17 protein-coding genes are annotated in these 16,715 nt (G+C 69.6%); 10 read left to right on the forward strand and 7 right to left on the reverse strand.

The window, feature by feature from the left end; all coding sequences use genetic code 11:
• Window positions 1-15: 15 nt before the first annotated feature.
• A complete protein-coding gene (locus G9Q41_RS12815) occupies window positions 16-972 on the reverse strand; it encodes a slipin family protein (RefSeq protein ID WP_165633370.1) in 957 nt (318 codons plus the stop codon).
• A gap of 222 nt (window positions 973-1,194) precedes the next feature.
• Between G9Q41_RS12815 and G9Q41_RS12820 the strand changes: the two genes are divergently transcribed.
• The 7 genes from G9Q41_RS12820 to G9Q41_RS12850 all read left to right on the forward strand — a co-directional run bounded on the left by G9Q41_RS12820 (window position 1,195) and on the right by G9Q41_RS12850 (window position 6,507).
• The gene (locus G9Q41_RS12820; RefSeq protein WP_207631270.1) at window positions 1,195-2,037 is read left to right on the forward strand and encodes a TIGR00730 family Rossman fold protein; all 843 of its coding nucleotides are present in this window, start codon (window positions 1,195-1,197) and stop codon (window positions 2,035-2,037) included.
• A 459-nt stretch (window positions 2,038-2,496) separates the two neighbouring features.
• On the forward strand, window positions 2,497-3,072 hold the full coding sequence (locus G9Q41_RS12825) for a TIGR00730 family Rossman fold protein (RefSeq protein WP_165633371.1): 576 nt from the start codon (window positions 2,497-2,499) through the stop codon (window positions 3,070-3,072).
• Window positions 3,073-3,151: 79 nt separating this feature from the next.
• Window positions 3,152-4,021, forward strand: coding sequence for a dihydropteroate synthase (folP, locus tag G9Q41_RS12830; RefSeq protein ID WP_165633372.1), 870 nt, complete (start codon window positions 3,152-3,154; stop codon window positions 4,019-4,021).
• Window positions 4,022-4,492: 471 nt separating this feature from the next.
• Entirely contained in the window at window positions 4,493-4,825 is a 333-nt protein-coding gene (locus tag G9Q41_RS12835) for a helix-turn-helix transcriptional regulator (RefSeq protein WP_092526813.1), read from the forward strand.
• 182 nt (window positions 4,826-5,007) lie between these two features.
• On the forward strand, window positions 5,008-5,343 hold the full coding sequence (locus G9Q41_RS12840) for a DivIVA domain-containing protein (RefSeq protein WP_165633373.1): 336 nt from the start codon (window positions 5,008-5,010) through the stop codon (window positions 5,341-5,343).
• Between the two features lie 133 nt (window positions 5,344-5,476).
• Window positions 5,477-5,938, forward strand: a complete 462-nt coding sequence (locus G9Q41_RS12845) for an SRPBCC family protein (RefSeq protein WP_165633374.1) — start codon at window positions 5,477-5,479, stop codon at window positions 5,936-5,938.
• Window positions 5,935-6,507, forward strand: coding sequence for a DNA-3-methyladenine glycosylase I (locus tag G9Q41_RS12850; RefSeq protein WP_165633375.1), 573 nt, complete (start codon window positions 5,935-5,937; stop codon window positions 6,505-6,507). Before G9Q41_RS12845 ends, G9Q41_RS12850 begins: the two co-directional genes overlap by 4 nt.
• A 447-nt stretch (window positions 6,508-6,954) precedes the next feature.
• Here the strand turns inward: G9Q41_RS12850 and G9Q41_RS12855 are convergent, their stop codons facing one another.
• The gene (locus tag G9Q41_RS12855) at window positions 6,955-7,743 is read right to left on the reverse strand and encodes an enoyl-CoA hydratase-related protein (protein WP_092526825.1); all 789 of its coding nucleotides are present in this window, start codon (window positions 7,741-7,743) and stop codon (window positions 6,955-6,957) included.
• A gap of 432 nt (window positions 7,744-8,175) precedes the next feature.
• Between G9Q41_RS12855 and G9Q41_RS12860 the strand changes: the two genes are divergently transcribed.
• Entirely contained in the window at window positions 8,176-8,343 is a 168-nt protein-coding gene (locus tag G9Q41_RS12860; protein WP_017976434.1) for a DUF3117 domain-containing protein, read from the forward strand.
• Window positions 8,344-8,558: 215 nt separating this feature from the next.
• Window positions 8,559-10,127: a leucyl aminopeptidase gene (locus G9Q41_RS12865; protein WP_092526828.1), complete on the forward strand. Its 1,569-nt coding sequence runs from the start codon at window positions 8,559-8,561 to the stop codon at window positions 10,125-10,127.
• A 244-nt stretch (window positions 10,128-10,371) separates the two neighbouring features.
• Here the strand turns inward: G9Q41_RS12865 and tatB are convergent, their stop codons facing one another.
• The 4 genes from tatB to sigE all read right to left on the reverse strand — a co-directional run bounded on the left by tatB (window position 10,372) and on the right by sigE (window position 14,152).
• Complete coding sequence (gene tatB / locus G9Q41_RS12870) at window positions 10,372-10,782, reverse strand: Sec-independent protein translocase protein TatB (protein ID WP_165633376.1); 411 nt, start codon at window positions 10,780-10,782, stop codon at window positions 10,372-10,374.
• Window positions 10,783-10,870: 88 nt separating this feature from the next.
• Window positions 10,871-12,217, reverse strand: a complete 1,347-nt coding sequence (locus G9Q41_RS12875) for a trypsin-like peptidase domain-containing protein (RefSeq protein WP_245695923.1) — start codon at window positions 12,215-12,217, stop codon at window positions 10,871-10,873.
• A 541-nt stretch (window positions 12,218-12,758) separates the two neighbouring features.
• Window positions 12,759-13,481 carry a zf-HC2 domain-containing protein gene (locus G9Q41_RS12880; protein WP_165633378.1) on the reverse strand — a complete coding sequence of 241 codons (723 nt, stop codon included), beginning with the start codon at window positions 13,479-13,481 and terminating at the stop codon, window positions 12,759-12,761.
• Window positions 13,478-14,152, reverse strand: a complete 675-nt coding sequence (gene sigE, locus G9Q41_RS12885) for an RNA polymerase sigma factor SigE (protein WP_092526839.1) — start codon at window positions 14,150-14,152, stop codon at window positions 13,478-13,480. Before sigE ends, G9Q41_RS12880 begins: the two co-directional genes overlap by 4 nt.
• A 550-nt stretch (window positions 14,153-14,702) precedes the next feature.
• Between sigE and G9Q41_RS12890 the strand changes: the two genes are divergently transcribed.
• Complete coding sequence (locus tag G9Q41_RS12890; RefSeq protein ID WP_245695932.1) at window positions 14,703-15,308, forward strand: class I SAM-dependent methyltransferase; 606 nt, start codon at window positions 14,703-14,705, stop codon at window positions 15,306-15,308.
• A 107-nt stretch (window positions 15,309-15,415) separates the two neighbouring features.
• Here G9Q41_RS12890 and G9Q41_RS12895 read toward each other — a convergent pair whose 3' ends face one another.
• Window positions 15,416-16,555 carry an Mrp/NBP35 family ATP-binding protein gene (locus G9Q41_RS12895; protein WP_092526845.1) on the reverse strand — a complete coding sequence of 380 codons (1,140 nt, stop codon included), beginning with the start codon at window positions 16,553-16,555 and terminating at the stop codon, window positions 15,416-15,418.
• Between the last annotated feature and the right edge of the window lie 160 nt (window positions 16,556-16,715).

The following is a 16,715-nucleotide window of genomic DNA, read 5'->3' on the forward strand; positions in this document are numbered from 1 at the left end:
GAGCGCGGAGGGGCTTCAGCTCGGGCCGGTCCGCGTTCGTCCTTCCGGAACCCGCTGCGCGGGCAGCTCGTCCCGGGGCTGCCCGGAACCGACCTCCTCGGCGGGGGACGCGGAGTCGGCGGGGGCCGAGGTCTCGGTCGCGGCCCCCGCCGCGGGCGGGGGCGCGGTCTCGGAGTCGTGCTCGGGCGCGGATTCGGACGCGGACCCGCCCGCTCCGTCCCCGCCCCGGTCCTGCTCGACGAAACGCAGCAACTCGACGGGGAACGGCAGCACCAGCGTGGAGTTCTTCTCCGCGGCCACCTCCACCACCGTCTCCAGCAGGCGCAGCTGCAGCGCGGCAGGCGTGTCGGACATGACGGAGGCGGCCTCGGAGAGCTTGCGGGAGGCCTGGAACTCCCCGTCGGCGGAGATGATCCGCGAACGCCGCTCCCGCTCGGCCTCGGCCTGGCGCGCGATCGAACGCTTCATCGCCTCGGGCAGCGCGACGTCCTTGATCTCGACCCTGTCTATGTGCACGCCCCAGTTCAGGGCGGGGCTGTCGATCATCACCTCGAGGCCCTGGTTCAACTTCTCCCGGTCCGAGAGCAGGTCGTCCAGGTCGCTCTTGCCGATGATGGAACGCAACGACGCCTGGGCCACCTGCCCCATGGCGAACCTGTAGTCCTCCACGTTGATGACCGCGCGCTGCGGGTCGGTGACGTTGAAGTACACGACCGCGTCCACGCGTACGGTCACGTTGTCCCTGGTCACACCCTCTTGGGCCGGGACGGGCATCGTGATGATCTGCAGGCTCACCTTCCGCATCCGGTCGACACCGGGAACGATCGCGGTCAGCCCCGGGGTTCTGCTCCGCTCCCGGAGCCGCCCGAAGCGCAGCACCACGCCACGCTCGTACTGGTTGACGACCCGCACGCTCGCGGCGGCGTAGAGCGCGAGCAGGGCCAGGACCGCGATGAGCACGTCGATGAACATGGCCGGCTCCCTGGTTCGGAGTTCCGGTTCGGCGCGAACGGTACGAGCGGATGGCCGCCCTCCGTTCACGGGCCGCTGCCGGCAATGTTACCCCGCTCACAACCATCTGGGGGTCTCGGAAGCGATCGCCACCTCCGGACGGAGGCTTCGTTGAACCGGATGCCGCGCGTCCGTGCAGGGGACATCATTTCCCGTTCACGCGCAGTGCATAAGCTCTCTCGTATGAGTATCGACGAACAGCGGCAGCGGAGCACGGAAACCAACGGGACGGGCCCGCACGATCACGAGGGCGGCGAGCCCGAACTCGAGCAGCCGGGCGAGCCGCCGGGCGAGCAGCGACGCGGTCCCGTGGTGCTGCGGCGCTCGCGGCGGGAGGAGATGAGCACGACCGACCAGCGGCTGCTCGACTCCCGCGGTCCCACGGACTGGGTGCACACCGACCCCTGGAGGGTGCTGCGCATCCAGGCCGAGTTCGTCGAGGGATTCGGGGCGCTGGCCGAGGTGCCGCGCGCGACCACGGTTTTCGGCTCGGCGCGCACGCCGCGGGAGCACGAGGAGTACTCGCGGGGAGTGCGGCTGGGATCCTCCCTGGCCGAGACCGGTAGCGCAGTGATCACCGGAGGCGGGCCGGGGACCATGGAGGCGGTCAACAGGGGAGCCTCCGAAGCGGGCGGGCTCTCCATCGGCCTCGGGATCGAACTGCCCTTCGAACAGGGCCTGAACCCCTGGGTGGACCTGGGGGTGAACTTCCGGTACTTCTTCGCGCGCAAGACCATGTTCGTCAAGTACGCGCAGGCATTCGTCTGCCTGCCCGGAGGTTTCGGCACGCTCGACGAGCTGTTCGAGTCGTTGACCCTGGTGCAGACGAAGAAGGTGACCAAGTTCCCCGTGGTGATGTTCGGACGCTCCTACTGGCAGGGGCTCTACGACTGGATCAGGGACACGATGCACTCCAGCGGCAAGATCGGGGACGCGGATCTCGGCCTGCTGCACCTGACCGACGACGTCGACGACGCGGTGCGGGTGGTTGAGGAGGCCTGGGGTGCCTGGGACGCCACTCATTAGCGGGTCGGCGGCTCTTTCTGCGTGGCGGTGCGGGTGGCGGAACCTCTCGCGGGCTCTCGCTGCGGGTGCCCCGACATCGGGTAGCGGCCTACACAACGTCGGGGCCGTCCTCGCGAGAGCACCACGAGAGAACCCGCGGTCGGTCGGGCTGCCCAGGCTCAGAGCATTCGCGTCGAAGTGGAGGATCTCCGGGAGCTCGGGTTGCTCGGTGGGTCGTTTGGCGGAACCCGCGGCGGTGCCGACTGCGTAGTGGGTGTTTTCGGCGCTGTCCGCGTCGAAGAGCACCAGAGAGTCGGCACAGCCGTGGCGGGTACACCGGGACTTGAGGAAGTCCCGTCAGGATTCGGCGGCGGAGCTCGGTGTTGGTGTCCGACCACCGGATCAACTCCTCCAGGGCGGAAACCTTAGGGTTCACTCGAAACGGCGAGCGACCCGAACACCCCAGGAGAGCGAGGTCCCATGACGACGGGAAACGTCGACGCGGTGCAGCAGTCCGAGCGAGTGGCCGTGTGCGTCTACTGCGCCTCCCGGCCGGTTCCGGACCGCTACGTGCGGCTGGCGGGCGAGGTCGGAGCGGGCATCGCCGAACGTGGTTGGCGGCTGGTCTCCGGAGGCGGTCGGGTCTCCATGATGGGCGAGGTCGCGCGCCGCGCCCGCTCGGGAGGGGCGCGCACCGTCGGCGTGATCCCCCGCGAACTGGTCGACATGGAGGTCGCCGACACCGAGGCGGACGAGTTGCTCGTGGTGGACACGATGCGGGAGCGCAAAGCGCTGATGGACGGCCACGCCACGGCCTTCCTGGCGCTTCCCGGAGGGATCGGGACCTGCGAGGAGCTGTTCGAGGTGTGGACCTCGCGCTACCTCGGCATGCACACCAAGCCCGTGGTGCTGCTCGACCCGGACGGGCACTACAGCGGCCTGCTCGACTGGATGAGGGGACTGGTCGAGGCGGGATTCGCCTCTCAGCGCTCCCTCGACCTGCTGACCGTCACCGCGGACGTGGACACGGCCCTGCGGGCCTGCGGGCCTGCTTGAGCTGAGCGGACCGGGAAGGGCCGAGCGTGCGGGCGCACGGCCGGATCGCGCCCGCGGTCCGCTGTGCCAGGATGGGAGTGTGCAGCCCCTCCGGTTCGGCGACAAGCGCGTGGCCACGGACCGCCCGCTGGTCATGGCCATAGTCAATCGCACCCGCGACTCCTTCTTCGACGGTGGGCGCACCTTCGAGCAGAGTTCGGCGGCCGAAGCCGTGGAACGAGCCGTCTCCGAGGGGGCCGACATCGTCGACATCGGCGGTGTCCGCGCCGGGGCCGAGGGAGAGCGGGTCGACGTCGAGGAGGAGAGCCGCCGAGTCGTCCCCTTCGTCGCCGAGCTCCGCAGGCGCTACCCGGAGCTGGTCATCAGCGTGGACACCTGGCGGCACGAGGTGGCCCACCGCGTCTGCGAGCAGGGCGCCGACCTGATCAACGACAGCTGGGCCGGAGCGGACCCGGAGCTGGCCCGGGTGGCCGCCGAGTTCGACGTCGGAGTGGTCTGCTCCCACACGGGAGGCCTCCCGCCGCGCACCGACCCGCACCGCGTCCGTTACTCCGACGTGGTCACCGAGGTGGTGGACGAGCTCGTGCGGCGGGCCGAGCACATGACCGGGCTCGGCGTCGCCCCGGAGAGCGTCCTGATCGATCCGACCCACGACTTCGGCAAGAACACCTGGCACGGGCTGGAACTGCTGCGCAGGGTCGACGAGCTGGTCGAAACGGGCTGGCCCGTCCTGATGGCGCTGTCCAACAAGGACTTCGTCGGGGAGACGCTCGGTGCCGGAGTGCACGAGCGGCTGGAGGGCACGCTGGCCGCCACCGCGGTCAGCGCCAGGGCGGGCGCCAAGGTGTTCCGCGCCCACAACGTGGCCCAAACCCGCGCCGTGGTCGACATGGTCGCCAGCATCGCGGGGACTCGGCCGCCCCACGAGGTTTTGCGCGCCCTGGCTTGAAGGACAGTTCGGCGGTGCCGGTGGCGTAGGTGGTCGCTTGGCGGAACCACTCGCGGGCTCTCGCTCCGGCGAGGCCCGACATTGGGTAGCGGCCTACACAACGTCGGGCCTTCCTCGCGAGAGCACCACGAGAGAACCCGCGGCGGTGCCGACTGCTCAGGCTCAAAGCGCCTGCGTTGGGGTGAGGCTCTGGTTGGGAGTTTCCGGCCGGGGCTCGGTGGCTCGGTTGGCTCGCGGCGGTGCCGGTGGATCGGGCTCAGAGCGCTCGCGTTGGACGGTGTCCGCTGGTCGGGAGTTCTTGTCCGGGATTTCGCAGCCGGTCGGGGCGGGCGTTCCCGGGTGCTCCCGGCATGCTCCCAGCACGCGGAATCCCTGTGACGCAGATCAATTTCTCCGTCGTGTCAACAGGACCTAAGCCTCTTGTGTCAAAAACGGTGACAGTGTTCGTGGTGCAACGTAGAGTGGCTAGTCGTGAAAGCTGATGCCCTTCGTGGTCATTTGGACGGACTGCTGCTGGCCACTCTGGACGGCAAGCGGCTGCACGGCTACGCGATCATCGAGGCACTGCAGCAACGCAGTGGCGGAGTCGTCTCACTGCCCACCGGGACCGTCTACCCCGCGCTGCGTCGGCTGGAGAAGGGGGGCTACGTCCGCAGCGAATGGAGCACGGTCGGAGGAAGACAGCGCAGGTCCTACAGTCTGACCCCCGCGGGCAAGAACAGCCTGGAGAACGAGCGGCGGGAGTGGCGCGAGTTCACGGCCGCCATCGAAGGTGTGCTCTGCGGCGCCACGAGCGCCGTCTGACTTCTGGATCCAGCGGGACCGGCCGAGGGCGAAGATCGGCCGGGGTGGAGCGGCCGGTCGTTCCGAGCTCGCGGCTTGCGGGCAGGACGCGGCCGGCGGCGTGACCGGGCACTCGCGGTAACCGGTGTCGTCCAGGTGTGCCGTGCGTGCCGAGCGTGGAGCACGTGCCACTATCTGGTGCTGTGGCAAGTGCACTCATCTACGTCGTGGTCGTGCTCGCGGTGGCCGCCGTGGTCTACCTGCTCGCAAGCCTCGTCTTCGGGCGCGGGGAAGAGCTGGAGCCGTTGCGGCCGGGGGCGACACCCACGCGGTTACCTCCGTCGCCCCTGGCAGGGCACGATGTGCGTTCGCTGCGTTTCCAGCTGGTTTTCCGCGGTTACAAGGTCTCGGAGGTGGACTGGGCCCTCGAGCGGCTGGCCGACGAGCTGGACGACGCCCGGCGCCGTGTCACACTGCTGGAGCGAGAGCTGAAGGTCGAGCGGCAACGACGGGACGATTCGGCGGACGCGAACGGGTAGGACTCGGCGGACGGGGAGGGCACCTCGACGGAGCGGGAGCGCTGATCCTGGGGTGCCCCCGGGGCTTCACGCGCCGTGTCCGCTTCCGCGCCCGTTGGGCAGGACCCGGTTCTCCAGGGACGAGGTGGACGGCATGGTCGTTGGTGAGGTGCGTTCGCGGGTGCGGATTCCCTGCGCCCGGAGAACTGTGTGGACGGTGGCCACCGACTGGCCCGGACAGAGCGAGTGGATGCTCGGCACCACGGTGCGGGTGACGGCCGGGGACGGGAGGAGCCCCGGGTCGGAGCTCCTCGCCTTCACCGGGGTGGGTGACATCGGGTTCCTGGACACCATGCGCATAGAGCTCTGGCGGCCGCCCTCGGCCTGCACGGTGCGCCACGAGGGGAAGCTGGTGCGGGGAACCGGCGGCTTCACGGTGCAACCTGTCGAGGAGAGCGGAACGGACTTCGTGTGGTGGGAGCGCTTCGAGCTCCCCACCGCGCTCCTGCCGCTGTGGCTGTTGGCCAAGCCCGTGGTCTCCTGGGGGCTGAGACGATCGCTGCGCGGATTCGCCCGCCGTTGCCTGCGCTACGCACGGGAGAGGGGAGACCGGTGACCGCGGTGTTCGGTGACGACGGCAGAGGGCGCTGTCCCTGGGGCGCCGCCCCCGCGGACTACCGGGAGTACCACGACGCCGAGTGGGGCAGACCGGTGCGCGGGCAGCACGCCCTCTTCGAGCGGTTGTGCCTGGAGGGGTTCCAGTCCGGGCTCTCCTGGCTGACCATCCTGCGCAAGCGCGTCGACTTCCGGCGCGCCTTCGCGGGGTTCGACCCGCAGCGGGTAGCGCGGTTCGGGGAGCGTGAGCGCGAGTCGCTGCTGGCCGATCGCACGATAGTCCGCAACCGCGCCAAGATCGACGCCACGATCGCGAACGCTCGGGCCGTGCTGGAGCTGGACACCCCGCTGGACGAGTTGTTGTGGTCGTTCGCACCGGAGCGGCGGGACCCGCACGCGCGTCCCGCGACGATGGAGGAGGTTCCCGCGACCACCCCCGAGTCGAAGGCCATGGCCAAGGCGCTGCGCGGGCGCGGTTTCCGGTTCGTGGGGCCGACCACCTGCTACGCGCTGATGCAGGCGACGGGGATGGTCGACGACCACCTCGCGGGGTGCTGGCTGGCGGGCTGACCCGGCCACCGGAGGCCGGTCGAGTCGCCACGAAACCCCGAACCGGAACTCCCGATCAACAGGTTCCCTCCAGCGCGAGCGCTTCGAGCCTACGCAGCCGGCACCGCCGCACGTTGATCGAGCCGTCGAAAACCCCGGACCGTAACTCCCGGTAAAGAGCTCACTCCATCCCAAGCGCTGTGAGCCTGCGCAGTCGGCACCGCCGCAAGCACCCCGAGCTGTCGGAAACTCGGACAGGAACTCCCAAGCAAGGGATTCGCGCCAACGCGAGCGCTTCGAGCCTACGCAGCCCGACCGACCGCGGGTTCTCTCGTGGTGCTCTCGCGAGGAAGGCCCGACGTTGTGTAGGTGGCTACCCGAGGTCGGGCCTCGCCGGAGCGAGAGCCCGCGAGAGGTTCCGCCAAGCGACCCACCGAGCAAACCGAGCCGGGAAATCGCTGCTGCTCATCAGGTGCCGGTGAAGTGGGGATCCCTCTTCCCAACAAAGGCGGCCACGGCCTCGTGGTGGTCGTGCGTGCCGCCGCACTGGTTCTGCGCCCCGGCTTCGACGGCCAGGGCCTCGTCCAGCCCTTCGGACGCGGCTGCGAGCATCGTCTCCTTGATCCTGGCGTAGGCGCTGGTCGGGCCGGTCGCCATTCGTTCGGCCAGTTCGGTGGCCCTGTCCGGGGCCTCACCTGCGGCCACGACGCGGTTGACCATTCCGATGCGCTGGGCCTCGGAGGCTTCCACGGGTTCGCCGAGCAGCAGCAGCTCCATGGCTCGGCCGTAACCGATCAGCCTGGGCAGGGTCCAGGAGGCTCCCGAGTCCGTGGACAGCCCCACGCTGGAGAAGGACATCACGAATTTGGCGTTGTCGGCCGCGACCCGCAGGTCGCAGGCGTAGGCCAGGGAGGCTCCCGCTCCGGCCGCCACACCGTTGACGGCGGCGATGATCGGTTTGGGCAACGTGGTCACCGCGCGGATCAGCGGGTTGTAGTGGTCCTCGACCGTGCGCAGCGGTGTCGGGTCGTTCGCTTCCAGCTGGCTGACGTGCTCCTTGAGGTCCTGGCCCGCGCAGAAGGCCTTCCCGGAGCCGGTGAGCACGACGGCGCGCACCGAGTCGGCGGTGGCTGCCTCGCGCAGGGCTTCGATCAGCTGCAGCTTGAGTTCGGTCGTCAGGGAGTTGTAGGCGTCCGGCCTGTTCAGTGTGATCCTGCGCACGCCGTTTGTATCCTCGGTCAGCAGTACCTCGCTCACGGGGATCCCTTCTCGTGTCGGGGTGGGACAGCCGTTCGCCCTGGTGGGGGACAAAGAACGTTTTCGGTCTTCCGCCGGTTTCCACAGTAGACCTCGGGGTCGCGTGTGGTTGGAGATGAGCGTGCCAGGTGAGGGGGGTCTTGTCGAAGGTGGTGAAAAGGACGCGCGGAGCGCGTGGACAACTGCGCGGGCGGAGTGATCGTTGTCCGGACGGTCCGGAAAGCCCTGCTGTGGGCGCGTTCCGTGGCCGCTTCGCTCCTCCGAACAGGGGGCTGCGGCGGAGCTCTCCCCGCGGGGGCGGCGTTCGACCAGCGCAGAACGGATGGAAGTTGATCGGTTCGGTTTCGCGGGTGCGTCCGGATGGGGGAGAATGTAGGGCAAAGGCTGGCTTGGTGACCAGCCGGTGGGATGAGTTCACGGAGGGAGCACGCTATGGCGGCCATGAAGCCCCGGACCGGTGACGGTCCCCTCGAGGTGACCAAGGAGGGACGCGGAATGGTGATGCGCATCCCACTCGAGGGAGGTGGGCGTCTTGTCGTCGAAATGACGATGGAGGAGGCCACGAATTTGAGCGAGGCTCTAAACTCGGTCACCGGTTGAGGCCGCCGCGAGACGACCGGAGGGCGAACCACGCCCCGGCGCAGCGAGCCGACCCCGGCATCGGTCGATGGTGTCGGGGTTACAGTACGCGAACGCGTCACGCTCCGGTGAGTCCGCGCGCGTGACGGGAACGAGCTGTCGCCGTTGCCTCTTCGGGCGGACAGCGCCTTGTCCAGCACATGCCAGCCGAACAACCCGATCAGGAAGGTGCCGCAGTGTCCGGTTCCGCAACCTCGACTTCGAGCACAGCCGCGATCCTTCCCGTTATTCCGACTGCCCTGGTCGAAGTCGACGTCGTAGAGCGGTGGCGCGACGGGATTCCGGCCGCGGTGCCGATACGAGATGTGGACGGTGAGCCGGAACTGGGCACCTCCTGCGAGGTGTTCGGCGTGGACGCGGGAGTGCTGCGTGCGCTGGAAGTGACCGGCAAGGCCGGGGAAGTGCGCACGGTGCCGTTGCCGGAGGCGCGCTTCGGCTGGACCGTGGGCAGCGGTGACGGCTCCTCCGCGAACTGGCGCGCGGTGGGCGCGGCGCTGGCGCGGGCCGCTCGCGCCAGGCTGGAGGATGCCGGAGCGGACGGTGGCGATCCGGAGGACCTCGGTGAGGCGCTGGACGTGGAGTACCTCCAGGTCCGACTGCCCGCGGAGGCCGACGAGGAGCTCGTCGCGGCGTTGACCCTGGGGCTGGCGCTGGGTGACTACCGCTTCCGAGTGACGAGCCAGCCCACGCCGCCCCGGCTGCGCAAGGTGCTGCTCGTCGCCGAGGCGGAAGAGGACGCGCAGCGGCTGCGTCCGGCCGCGTCCCGGGCCCGCGAATGGGCCTCCGCCACAGCGCTGGCACGGGACCTGGCCAACACGCCTTCGAACGTCAAGGACCCGGCCTGGCTGGCGAGCACGGCAGCGGGGCTGGCCGAATCCGTTCCCGGGCTGCGCACCACGGTGCGCGACGAGAAGTGGCTCGCGGAGCACGGCTTCGGAGGGGTTCTCGCCGTCGGGGGAGGATCGACCCGTCCGCCGCGCCTGCTGGAGATGCACTGGGACGGCACGGGCGATTCCGCGGCACGGCACACAGTGGTCGTCGGTAAGGGGATCACCTTCGACACCGGGGGCATATCGCTGAAGCCCGCCGACGGCATGGAGATGATGCGCACCGACATGGCCGGAGGCGGAGCCGTGATCGGGGCCATGTTGGCCGTGGCGCGGCTGGAGCTGCCGGTGCGGGTCACGGCGCTGGTGCCGATGGCCGAGAACCACGTTTCGGGCAGCGCCTACCGGCCCGGTGACGTGGTGCGGCACTACGACGGCACCACCACGGAGGTCGTCAACACCGACGCCGAGGGACGCATGGCGATGGCCGACGCGCTCGGTTACGCGGTGCGTGAGCACGACCCCGACATGCTCGTGGACGTGGCCACGCTCACCGGGGCGATGAAGGTGGCGCTCGGCCTGCGCACCGGTGGCGTGTTCAGCAGTGAGCAGTCCTTCGGGGAACGGGTGCGTGCCGCGGGTGAGCGTGCGGGTGAGCGCTGGTGGCCGATGCCGCTGCCCGAGGATCACGTTGAGGACGTGCGGGGGGCGAACGCCGATGTTCGCCAGGCGCCCCAGGGGCCCGGTGGGGTTATGGCAGCGTTGTTCCTCCGTGAATTCACCGGGGGACTGCCCTGGGCCCATCTGGACATCGCAGGTCCGGGGCGTGCGGAGAAGAACTACGAGGAAGTGGTCCCGGGAGCCACCGGGTTCGCCGCGCGGACGCTGGTGGAACTGATGGCGGGGCTGGCCGAGTGAGGTACGGGTCCTGGTCGCGCGCGTGACGGACCTCCGGCGTTCCGGGGGTTCGTTTCGCGCGAGCGCACCCGTCCTGCTCACCAGTCTTGCGGGCCGGACCGGGAAGCAGCTCCCCCGGCGTTCAGGAGCTCACGACTCCCACGCGGGCTGAGGCGCTCGGTCCGGGTGAGGTCCGCTGTCCGAGGCGTTGGAATCCGAAGCGCTGGTCAGGATCAGCGTTGGGCGGGGGCAGTGCTGGGCGGGATCAGGTGGTGTCCCCGTCGAACGGGGGGCGCTCCCCGGACTCCAGGGGGTTGTGATCGCGGGCCCGCGGAGGTGTCGCTCCGGTCCCGGAACCGTGGCCGTTGGCCTTGGGGCCGCCGTTGTCGGTGACGTCGTCCAGCGGGTTCTGCCCGTCGAAGAGGTGCTTGCTCACCGCGCGCCGCGGATCGAAGTTGCGGACCTCCCGCAGGTCCTCCAGCGGTTTGCGCAGATCGTCGAATTCCGGACCGAGTTCTGAGCGGATCTGTTCCCGCGCGCCCGTCGCGTACTCGCGAACCTGACGGACCGTCCTGCCGAGCCATGCCGCCGCGGAAGGCAGCCGCTCGGGTCCGAGGATGAACAGACCGGCGACGATGAGAATCAGGATCTCACCCCAGCCGATGCTATCGAACACCTCGACTCCTTCCGGGGATGACGCCGTTGTTCGGACATCGGCACGCTTGCCGAGTGCCGTGCGTGCTCAGCCTATCCAACTTTGCCCGTTAGTGAAGAGTGACGTCCAGGACAAGTTCGCGTCCTTTGCGAACGACTGTCACGGGGACGACGGCCCCCACGTCGTGCTCGTCGACGGCGACTTCCAGCTCATCGGCCCCACCGATCGTGCGATCGCCGATCTCGGTGATCACGTCGCCTTCCGAGATCCCGGCCTCCTGGGCCGCCCCGCCGTCGCGGACGTTCTGCACCTGGGCGCCGTCCGCCGCTCCGTCGGTGACGGACTTCGCGTTCACGCCGAGTTCGGGGTGCCGTACCTGCCCGGTGCGGATGAGCTGCTGGGCGATCTCGCGCACCTGGTTGATCGGGATGGCGAATCCCAACCCGATCGAACCTCCGCTGTCGCCCGTTCCCATCGTCCGGATGGCCGTGTTGATCCCGATGACGGCTCCGTTGCCGTCCACCAGGGCACCTCCGGAGTTGCCCGGGTTGACCGCGGCGTCGGTCTGGATCGCGTCGATTACCGCGTTCGTGTCGGTCTCCTCCCCGGCGAGGCGGACCGGCCGATGGACGGAACTCACGATTCCGCTGGTGACAGTGCTCTCCAAGCCGAGTGGTGAACCGACTGCCATGACCTTGTCCCCGACCTGGAGATCCTGCGAGTCCCCCAGCTGAGCGACGGTGGGGTTGCTTACCTCGACCTTGAGCACGGCCAGGTCGGTCTCGGGATCGCGGCCCACGATCCGCGCCGGGGTTCGGGTGTTGTCCGAGAAGACCGTGAAGATCTCCGCGTCGGGGGTGTCCGCGGCCATCGAGACCACGTGGTTGTTGGTCACGACGTAACCGTTGCCGTTGATCATGACACCCGAGCCGGTTCCGCCCTGGGAGCCGACCCGAACCTCGACGGAGACGACTGCGGGGACCACGCTGGAGGCGGCCCCGGCGATGGAACTCGCGGGGCGGTCCGCCCCCGGCTCCACAGTGGCCAGGGTCACGTCCGGGTTGGTCAGCGGGTTGCCCTCCTCGGCGGTTATCCGGCCGACGAATCCTCCGGCGGCCCCCACGAGCAGCACCACGACCCCGAGGGTGATCAGCGACCGGGGGCGCACTCTGCGGCCGAAGATCACCTCCCGCGCGCTGAGCAAGGGACCGGAGCCGGGGGGAGCGGGGTCCTCGTCCCGTTCATCGGTGAGCGCGGGGCCGCCCAGCACGGCCCCGGTGGTGGGGTCCCGCCACGGGTCGTGCTCGTCCCCCTCATCCCAGAGAACGGGGTCCTGCGCGGTGGAGTCGGCGTCAGCACCGCTGTCCCCGGGGGAGCGTTGCAGCGACTCCGAGCTGTTCCGGGGGCGTCCGAAGGCCTTGGTCAGGGATTCCGGAGGTGGGGGCGCCTGTTCCACCCGAGGTGTTCGTCCGGGGGAGTTGCTGCGGTCGAAGCTTCCGGTTACCCCCTCCGGCCTGCCGAAGACGGCTGCTTCGGCCGGGGTCGCGGCTGCTCGCCGCGGAGTGCTCCGATCCGGATCCCGGGGCTCGTTCGCGTTCTCGTGCCCGGTTGCCGACGGTCTTGCCCAGGGAGATTGTTCGGAGTGGCTGGTAGCGCTCCCGTGGTTCGCGTGCGCAGCGGGTCCACCCGTGTTCGGATGCTGCGAGTCCCCCTGGTGCGCGGATGTCCTCGGCTGCTCGCTCATCGCTCCCCGGTTGTGTGCACGTTTCGGTTCGGCCGTTACCCGTGAGTGCATCACACGAAGGAGGCTTCGTGCTCACCGGCGCGGGAACTCGTGCCGAACTCCGGAATCGTCCGGCTCGCCGGCGACGGGGCTTTTCGGGTCGTTGCGGCCGGAATCCATTCTGCCGGTCCGGGTGTGAAGTTTTCGTTGACGGTCACCCGGGGGCTGCGCGGAAGCACCCGCGGACCGGGGCGACGAGGTGCTGCGAGGTGCGTCAGGGGGAATCGGGGGCGGTGGGAGTGGCCGCCCTGGTGCGGCCCGGCTCGGACGGGCTGGTTCGCGCCGGATTTCCGGGGGAGGAGGCGACCGCGGTTTCCGGCACGGGGCTGGTGGACGTGGCCGAGGACTCGGCTTCCTCGACGGCTCCACCGTGGGGAGCCTGGTTCGGCACCGTGGTGACGTTGTTCCGGACGGTGTCGGTAGGGGTGTTCATGAAGGCGAGCGCCCCCAGCACCAACCCGGAGAACACCACTCCGGCGCCCTGCTTGGCCCGGCGGCCGCCGAACTTCGAATGGTGCTGGCCGGAGGCGGCCTCGGTCGACTCGTCGTCCAGCGAACCGGGCCGGGAGGGTCCACCCAACGGGAGCTTCGCCCCGAGCGGGGAGGACTTCGCTCCGGCGTTCCTCCCGTTGGTGGTGACGAGGCGGCCGTCCTCGCTCAACGCGAGGTTGTCCGGTTGCTCGGGGAGCTCGGCGGTGCTGGGGATCGACTGCAGGGACTGCAGCAGCTGTGGGGATATCGCAGGGGTCGAGGCCGTACGCACCGCGGAACGCGCCTGCCGCTGGGAGTCCGCCTCGGCGGCGCAGCTGGGACACGTCGCGAGGTGGGCGGCGGCGCGGTCGTGGGCGTTCGGACCCAGTTCGCCGTCCACGAAAGCGACCAGCGCGTCCAGCGCGAGGTGCTGCTCCGGCAACCCCCAACCTCGAAGTCCGGTCATGCGGTTTCCTCCCGATTGCGCTCGCGGCGAGCCTCCAGGGCCGATTTGAGCAGCTGCCGGCCCCGATGTATCCGGCTGCGCACGGTCCCTAGCTTCACGTCGAGTGTAGCCCCGATTTCCTCGTAGGAGAGGCCTTCGACGTCGCACAGCACGATGGCCGCGCGGAATTCGGGAGGCAGTTCCTCCAGCGCCGCCTGCAGATCCGGGTCGAGGTGCGTCGCCTGATACACCTGTTCCGGGCTGGGACCGCTTCCGGGGATGCGGTCGGTGTCCTCGGGGAGTCCTTCCATGCGCACCCTGGACCGCCGCCGCGCCATGTCGAGGAAGAGGTTGGTGGTTATGCGGTGCAACCACCCCTCGAAGGTCCCCGGACGGTAGGAGGCCAGCGAGCGGAACACGCGGATGAAGGTCTCCTGGGTCAGGTCCTCGGCGTCGTGCTTGTTCCCGGAGAGGCGGAAGGCCAGCCGGTAGACGCGATCCGCGTGCTCGCGGACCACCTCGTCCCAGGACGGCGGGGTCCAGTTGGCCTCGGTGGCTTCGGAGGGGGAAGTGACCGCCGCTTCGTCGCTCGTCGTCGCCCGCACCGGTTGATCGTCGGCCTTGGCGGCTTTCGAACCGGTGTCGGTCGTCTGCGGCGAAGCCGTGCTCGGTGCTGCCGTGTGAGTGGCCATGTGGCGAGAAGGCACCTCCTGCGGGCGGGTTGCGCCCCGTAGAACGATCTCCCCGGTCGGTTTGTTCCCGCCCTCGCGGGGCGGGGTGACGAATCGCCGGATATGACGCCCTCACTCTCCCCCTCGCGGGTGAGTTGACCGTGATAGAAGCCTGAGAAACCGCTGAGAACTTGTCCGCCACTCCGGTTCCCGGGGAGAGAAACGCGGTCGGTCGGCCGGAAGCCCCGGGCTCGCCCCGTCGTTTCGCTCTCAAGGTACTCCCTCACGGCCCGGTTCGACACGGGGCGAGGGAGGTTTCCCGGGCTGTTTCCGCACCGCAGGTGGAGAGGTGGAGCACACGTCCGGCGGAAGGGGCGGAGTTGATCGTGGGGCGCGGGCGCCGCGTTACTCCGGAGTCGGGACGTGACGCGATCCGTTTCGAAATCGTTGTGACCCACCTCGCGGGAACAACCCCGGTTCAACGATAACCTGTTCAACCGTGCAACCCGAAATTTCCTCCCCAGTGCCGAGGGGCGGCGGTGCGCCGTACCCCCGGAACAACGTCGGGGACGTGTCAGGTCGTGCTCGAACCTCCGGGCGCGCCCCCGTGGAGCTGGTCGACAGCGATCACGGTGCGGAGTGGGCCGCCGCCGAGCGTTTCGGGTCCCCCGAAGCGGTGCTGCGCTTCCTGGCCGCGGTGCTCCGGGCGAAGTCCGTGGTCGAGGTCGACGGTTCGACCTCCACCGCGCTCGCGTTGTGCGAGGGAATGGTCGCGGAAGGCACACTGACCTGCATCACGCTGGACACGGAGGTGCAGCGTTCCGTGCGCAGCGCCGTCGCCGAGGCCGAGATGTCGACCCACCGGCTGCGCATGATCACCGAGGTGGCCTCCGGAGTGCTGCCCAAGCTGGCCGAGGGGGCCTACGACCTGGTGCACATCGTGGTCGGCGGCGCCAGGACGGCCACCTTGCTGGAACTCGCGACTCCGCTGCTGCGCCCAGGCGGGACGCTGGTCCTCAACGGGGCGTTCGAGCGGGGCCGCGGCACCGACCGGTTCGGAGCTGACGGGAGTCCGCGCATGGCGCGCGAGGCGTTGCACGCGATCCACGCGGACCCCCGCCTCGTTCCGGTGGCCCTGCCGACGGGAAGCGGGCTGCTCGCGATCGCCCGCGACTGATCCCCGCCGCCCCGCCGGACTCGGGGCCGTGCGACGTCACCGCGCCCGCGAGCGGGAGGCCCGCCGAGCGGGCCCCGCTCGCGCGACCGCGGACGTGAGGAACCCGATCAGGCGGGCGAAACGGACAACAGCTGGCCAGCCAGCCCGCGCGCCCTGGTGGACAGCTTCTTGGCCACGTCGTTGAGCACCGTGCTCGCGGGGGAGTCGGGGTCCTGCAGGACGAGCGGAGCACCGCTGTCACCGGACTCCCGGAGACGAGTGTCGAGCGGGACCTGGCCCAGCAGCGGGACCTCCGAGCCCACCGAGCGGGTCAGCGACTCGGAGACGATCTGACCGCCCCCGGAACCGAAGACCTCGACGCGCTGGCCGTCCTCGAGCTCCATCCAGGACATGTTCTCGACGACTCCGGCGAGCCGCTGCCGCGTCTGCATGGCGATCGCACCGGCGCGCTCGGCCACCTCGGCCGCGGCCTGCTGCGGTGTGGTCACGACCAGGATCTCCGCGTTCGGGATCAGCTGGGCCGTCGACAGCGCCACGTCGCCCGTGCCGGGCGGGAGGTCGAGCAGCAGGACGTCGAGGTCGCCCCAGAAGACGTCGGACAGGAACTGCTGGAGCGCCCGGTGCAGCATCGGACCACGCCACACGACCGGTGTGTTGCCGGGGGTGAACATGCCGATGGAGATCAGCTTGACCCCGTGCGCCTGGGGCGGCATGATCATGTTCTCGACCTGGGTGGGCTTGCTCTCGGTCCCCAGCATCCGGGGCACGGAGTGACCGTAGATGTCGGCGTCGACGACGCCGACGGAGAGTCCGCGCTCGGCCATGGAAGCGGCGAGGTTGACCGTCACGCTGGACTTGCCTACACCGCCCTTCCCGGAGGCGACGCAGTAGACCCTGGTCAGCGAGCCGGGCTCGGCGAACGGGATGCGGGGTTCCTCCGCGTCGCCCCGCAGCTGCTTGCGGAGCTCGGTGCGTTGCTCGTCGCTCATCACGTCGAGCTCGACCTCGACCGAGCCGACGCCGGAGACCTCGGAGACCGCCGAATCGACCCGCTGGGTGATGGTTTCCCGCATCGGGCACCCTTGCACGGTCAGGTAAACACCGACCTTGACGTCACCGTCGGAACCGATGGTCACGTCCTTGACCATGCCGAGCTCGGTGATCGGCTTGTGGATCTCCGGGTCCTCCACCTTGGTGAGGGCCTGCCGCACCGCGTCCTCGGTGGGAGTGGGCTGAGTTGTGGTCACGGCTACGCGACACCGACCTTTCCTGCGCTGGTGTGCCACCCCATATGCTACGGGCGAGTACGGCTGGGATCACAGCCCGACCGGCCTTCCGTGTCGGCGGGCCACCGGCAGCCGCTCCCGCGCGCACCCGCGAGGTCCGGTTCGCGTCGGGGCGAGCGGT

Origin of the sequence: Actinopolyspora sp. BKK2, assembly GCF_011291845.1 — a bacterium.
Taxonomy (GTDB): domain Bacteria; phylum Actinomycetota; class Actinomycetes; order Mycobacteriales; family Pseudonocardiaceae; genus Actinopolyspora; species Actinopolyspora saharensis.

What these genes read in the sequence shown, in the direction of transcription:
- G9Q41_RS12815 (WP_165633370.1), bottom strand. Translation starts at nt 972, where the DNA reads ATGTTCATCGACGTGCTCATCGCGGTCCTGGCCCTGCTCGCGCTCTAC.
- G9Q41_RS12820 (WP_207631270.1), top strand. Translation starts at nt 1,195, where the DNA reads ATGAGTATCGACGAACAGCGGCAGCGGAGCACGGAAACCAACGGGACG.
- G9Q41_RS12825 (WP_165633371.1), top strand. Translation starts at nt 2,497, where the DNA reads ATGACGACGGGAAACGTCGACGCGGTGCAGCAGTCCGAGCGAGTGGCC.
- G9Q41_RS12845 (WP_165633374.1), top strand. Translation starts at nt 5,477, where the DNA reads ATGGTCGTTGGTGAGGTGCGTTCGCGGGTGCGGATTCCCTGCGCCCGG.
- G9Q41_RS12860 (WP_017976434.1), top strand. Translation starts at nt 8,176, where the DNA reads ATGGCGGCCATGAAGCCCCGGACCGGTGACGGTCCCCTCGAGGTGACC.
- G9Q41_RS12880 (WP_165633378.1), bottom strand. Translation starts at nt 13,481, where the DNA reads ATGACCGGACTTCGAGGTTGGGGGTTGCCGGAGCAGCACCTCGCGCTG.
- sigE (WP_092526839.1), bottom strand. Translation starts at nt 14,152, where the DNA reads ATGGCCACTCACACGGCAGCACCGAGCACGGCTTCGCCGCAGACGACC.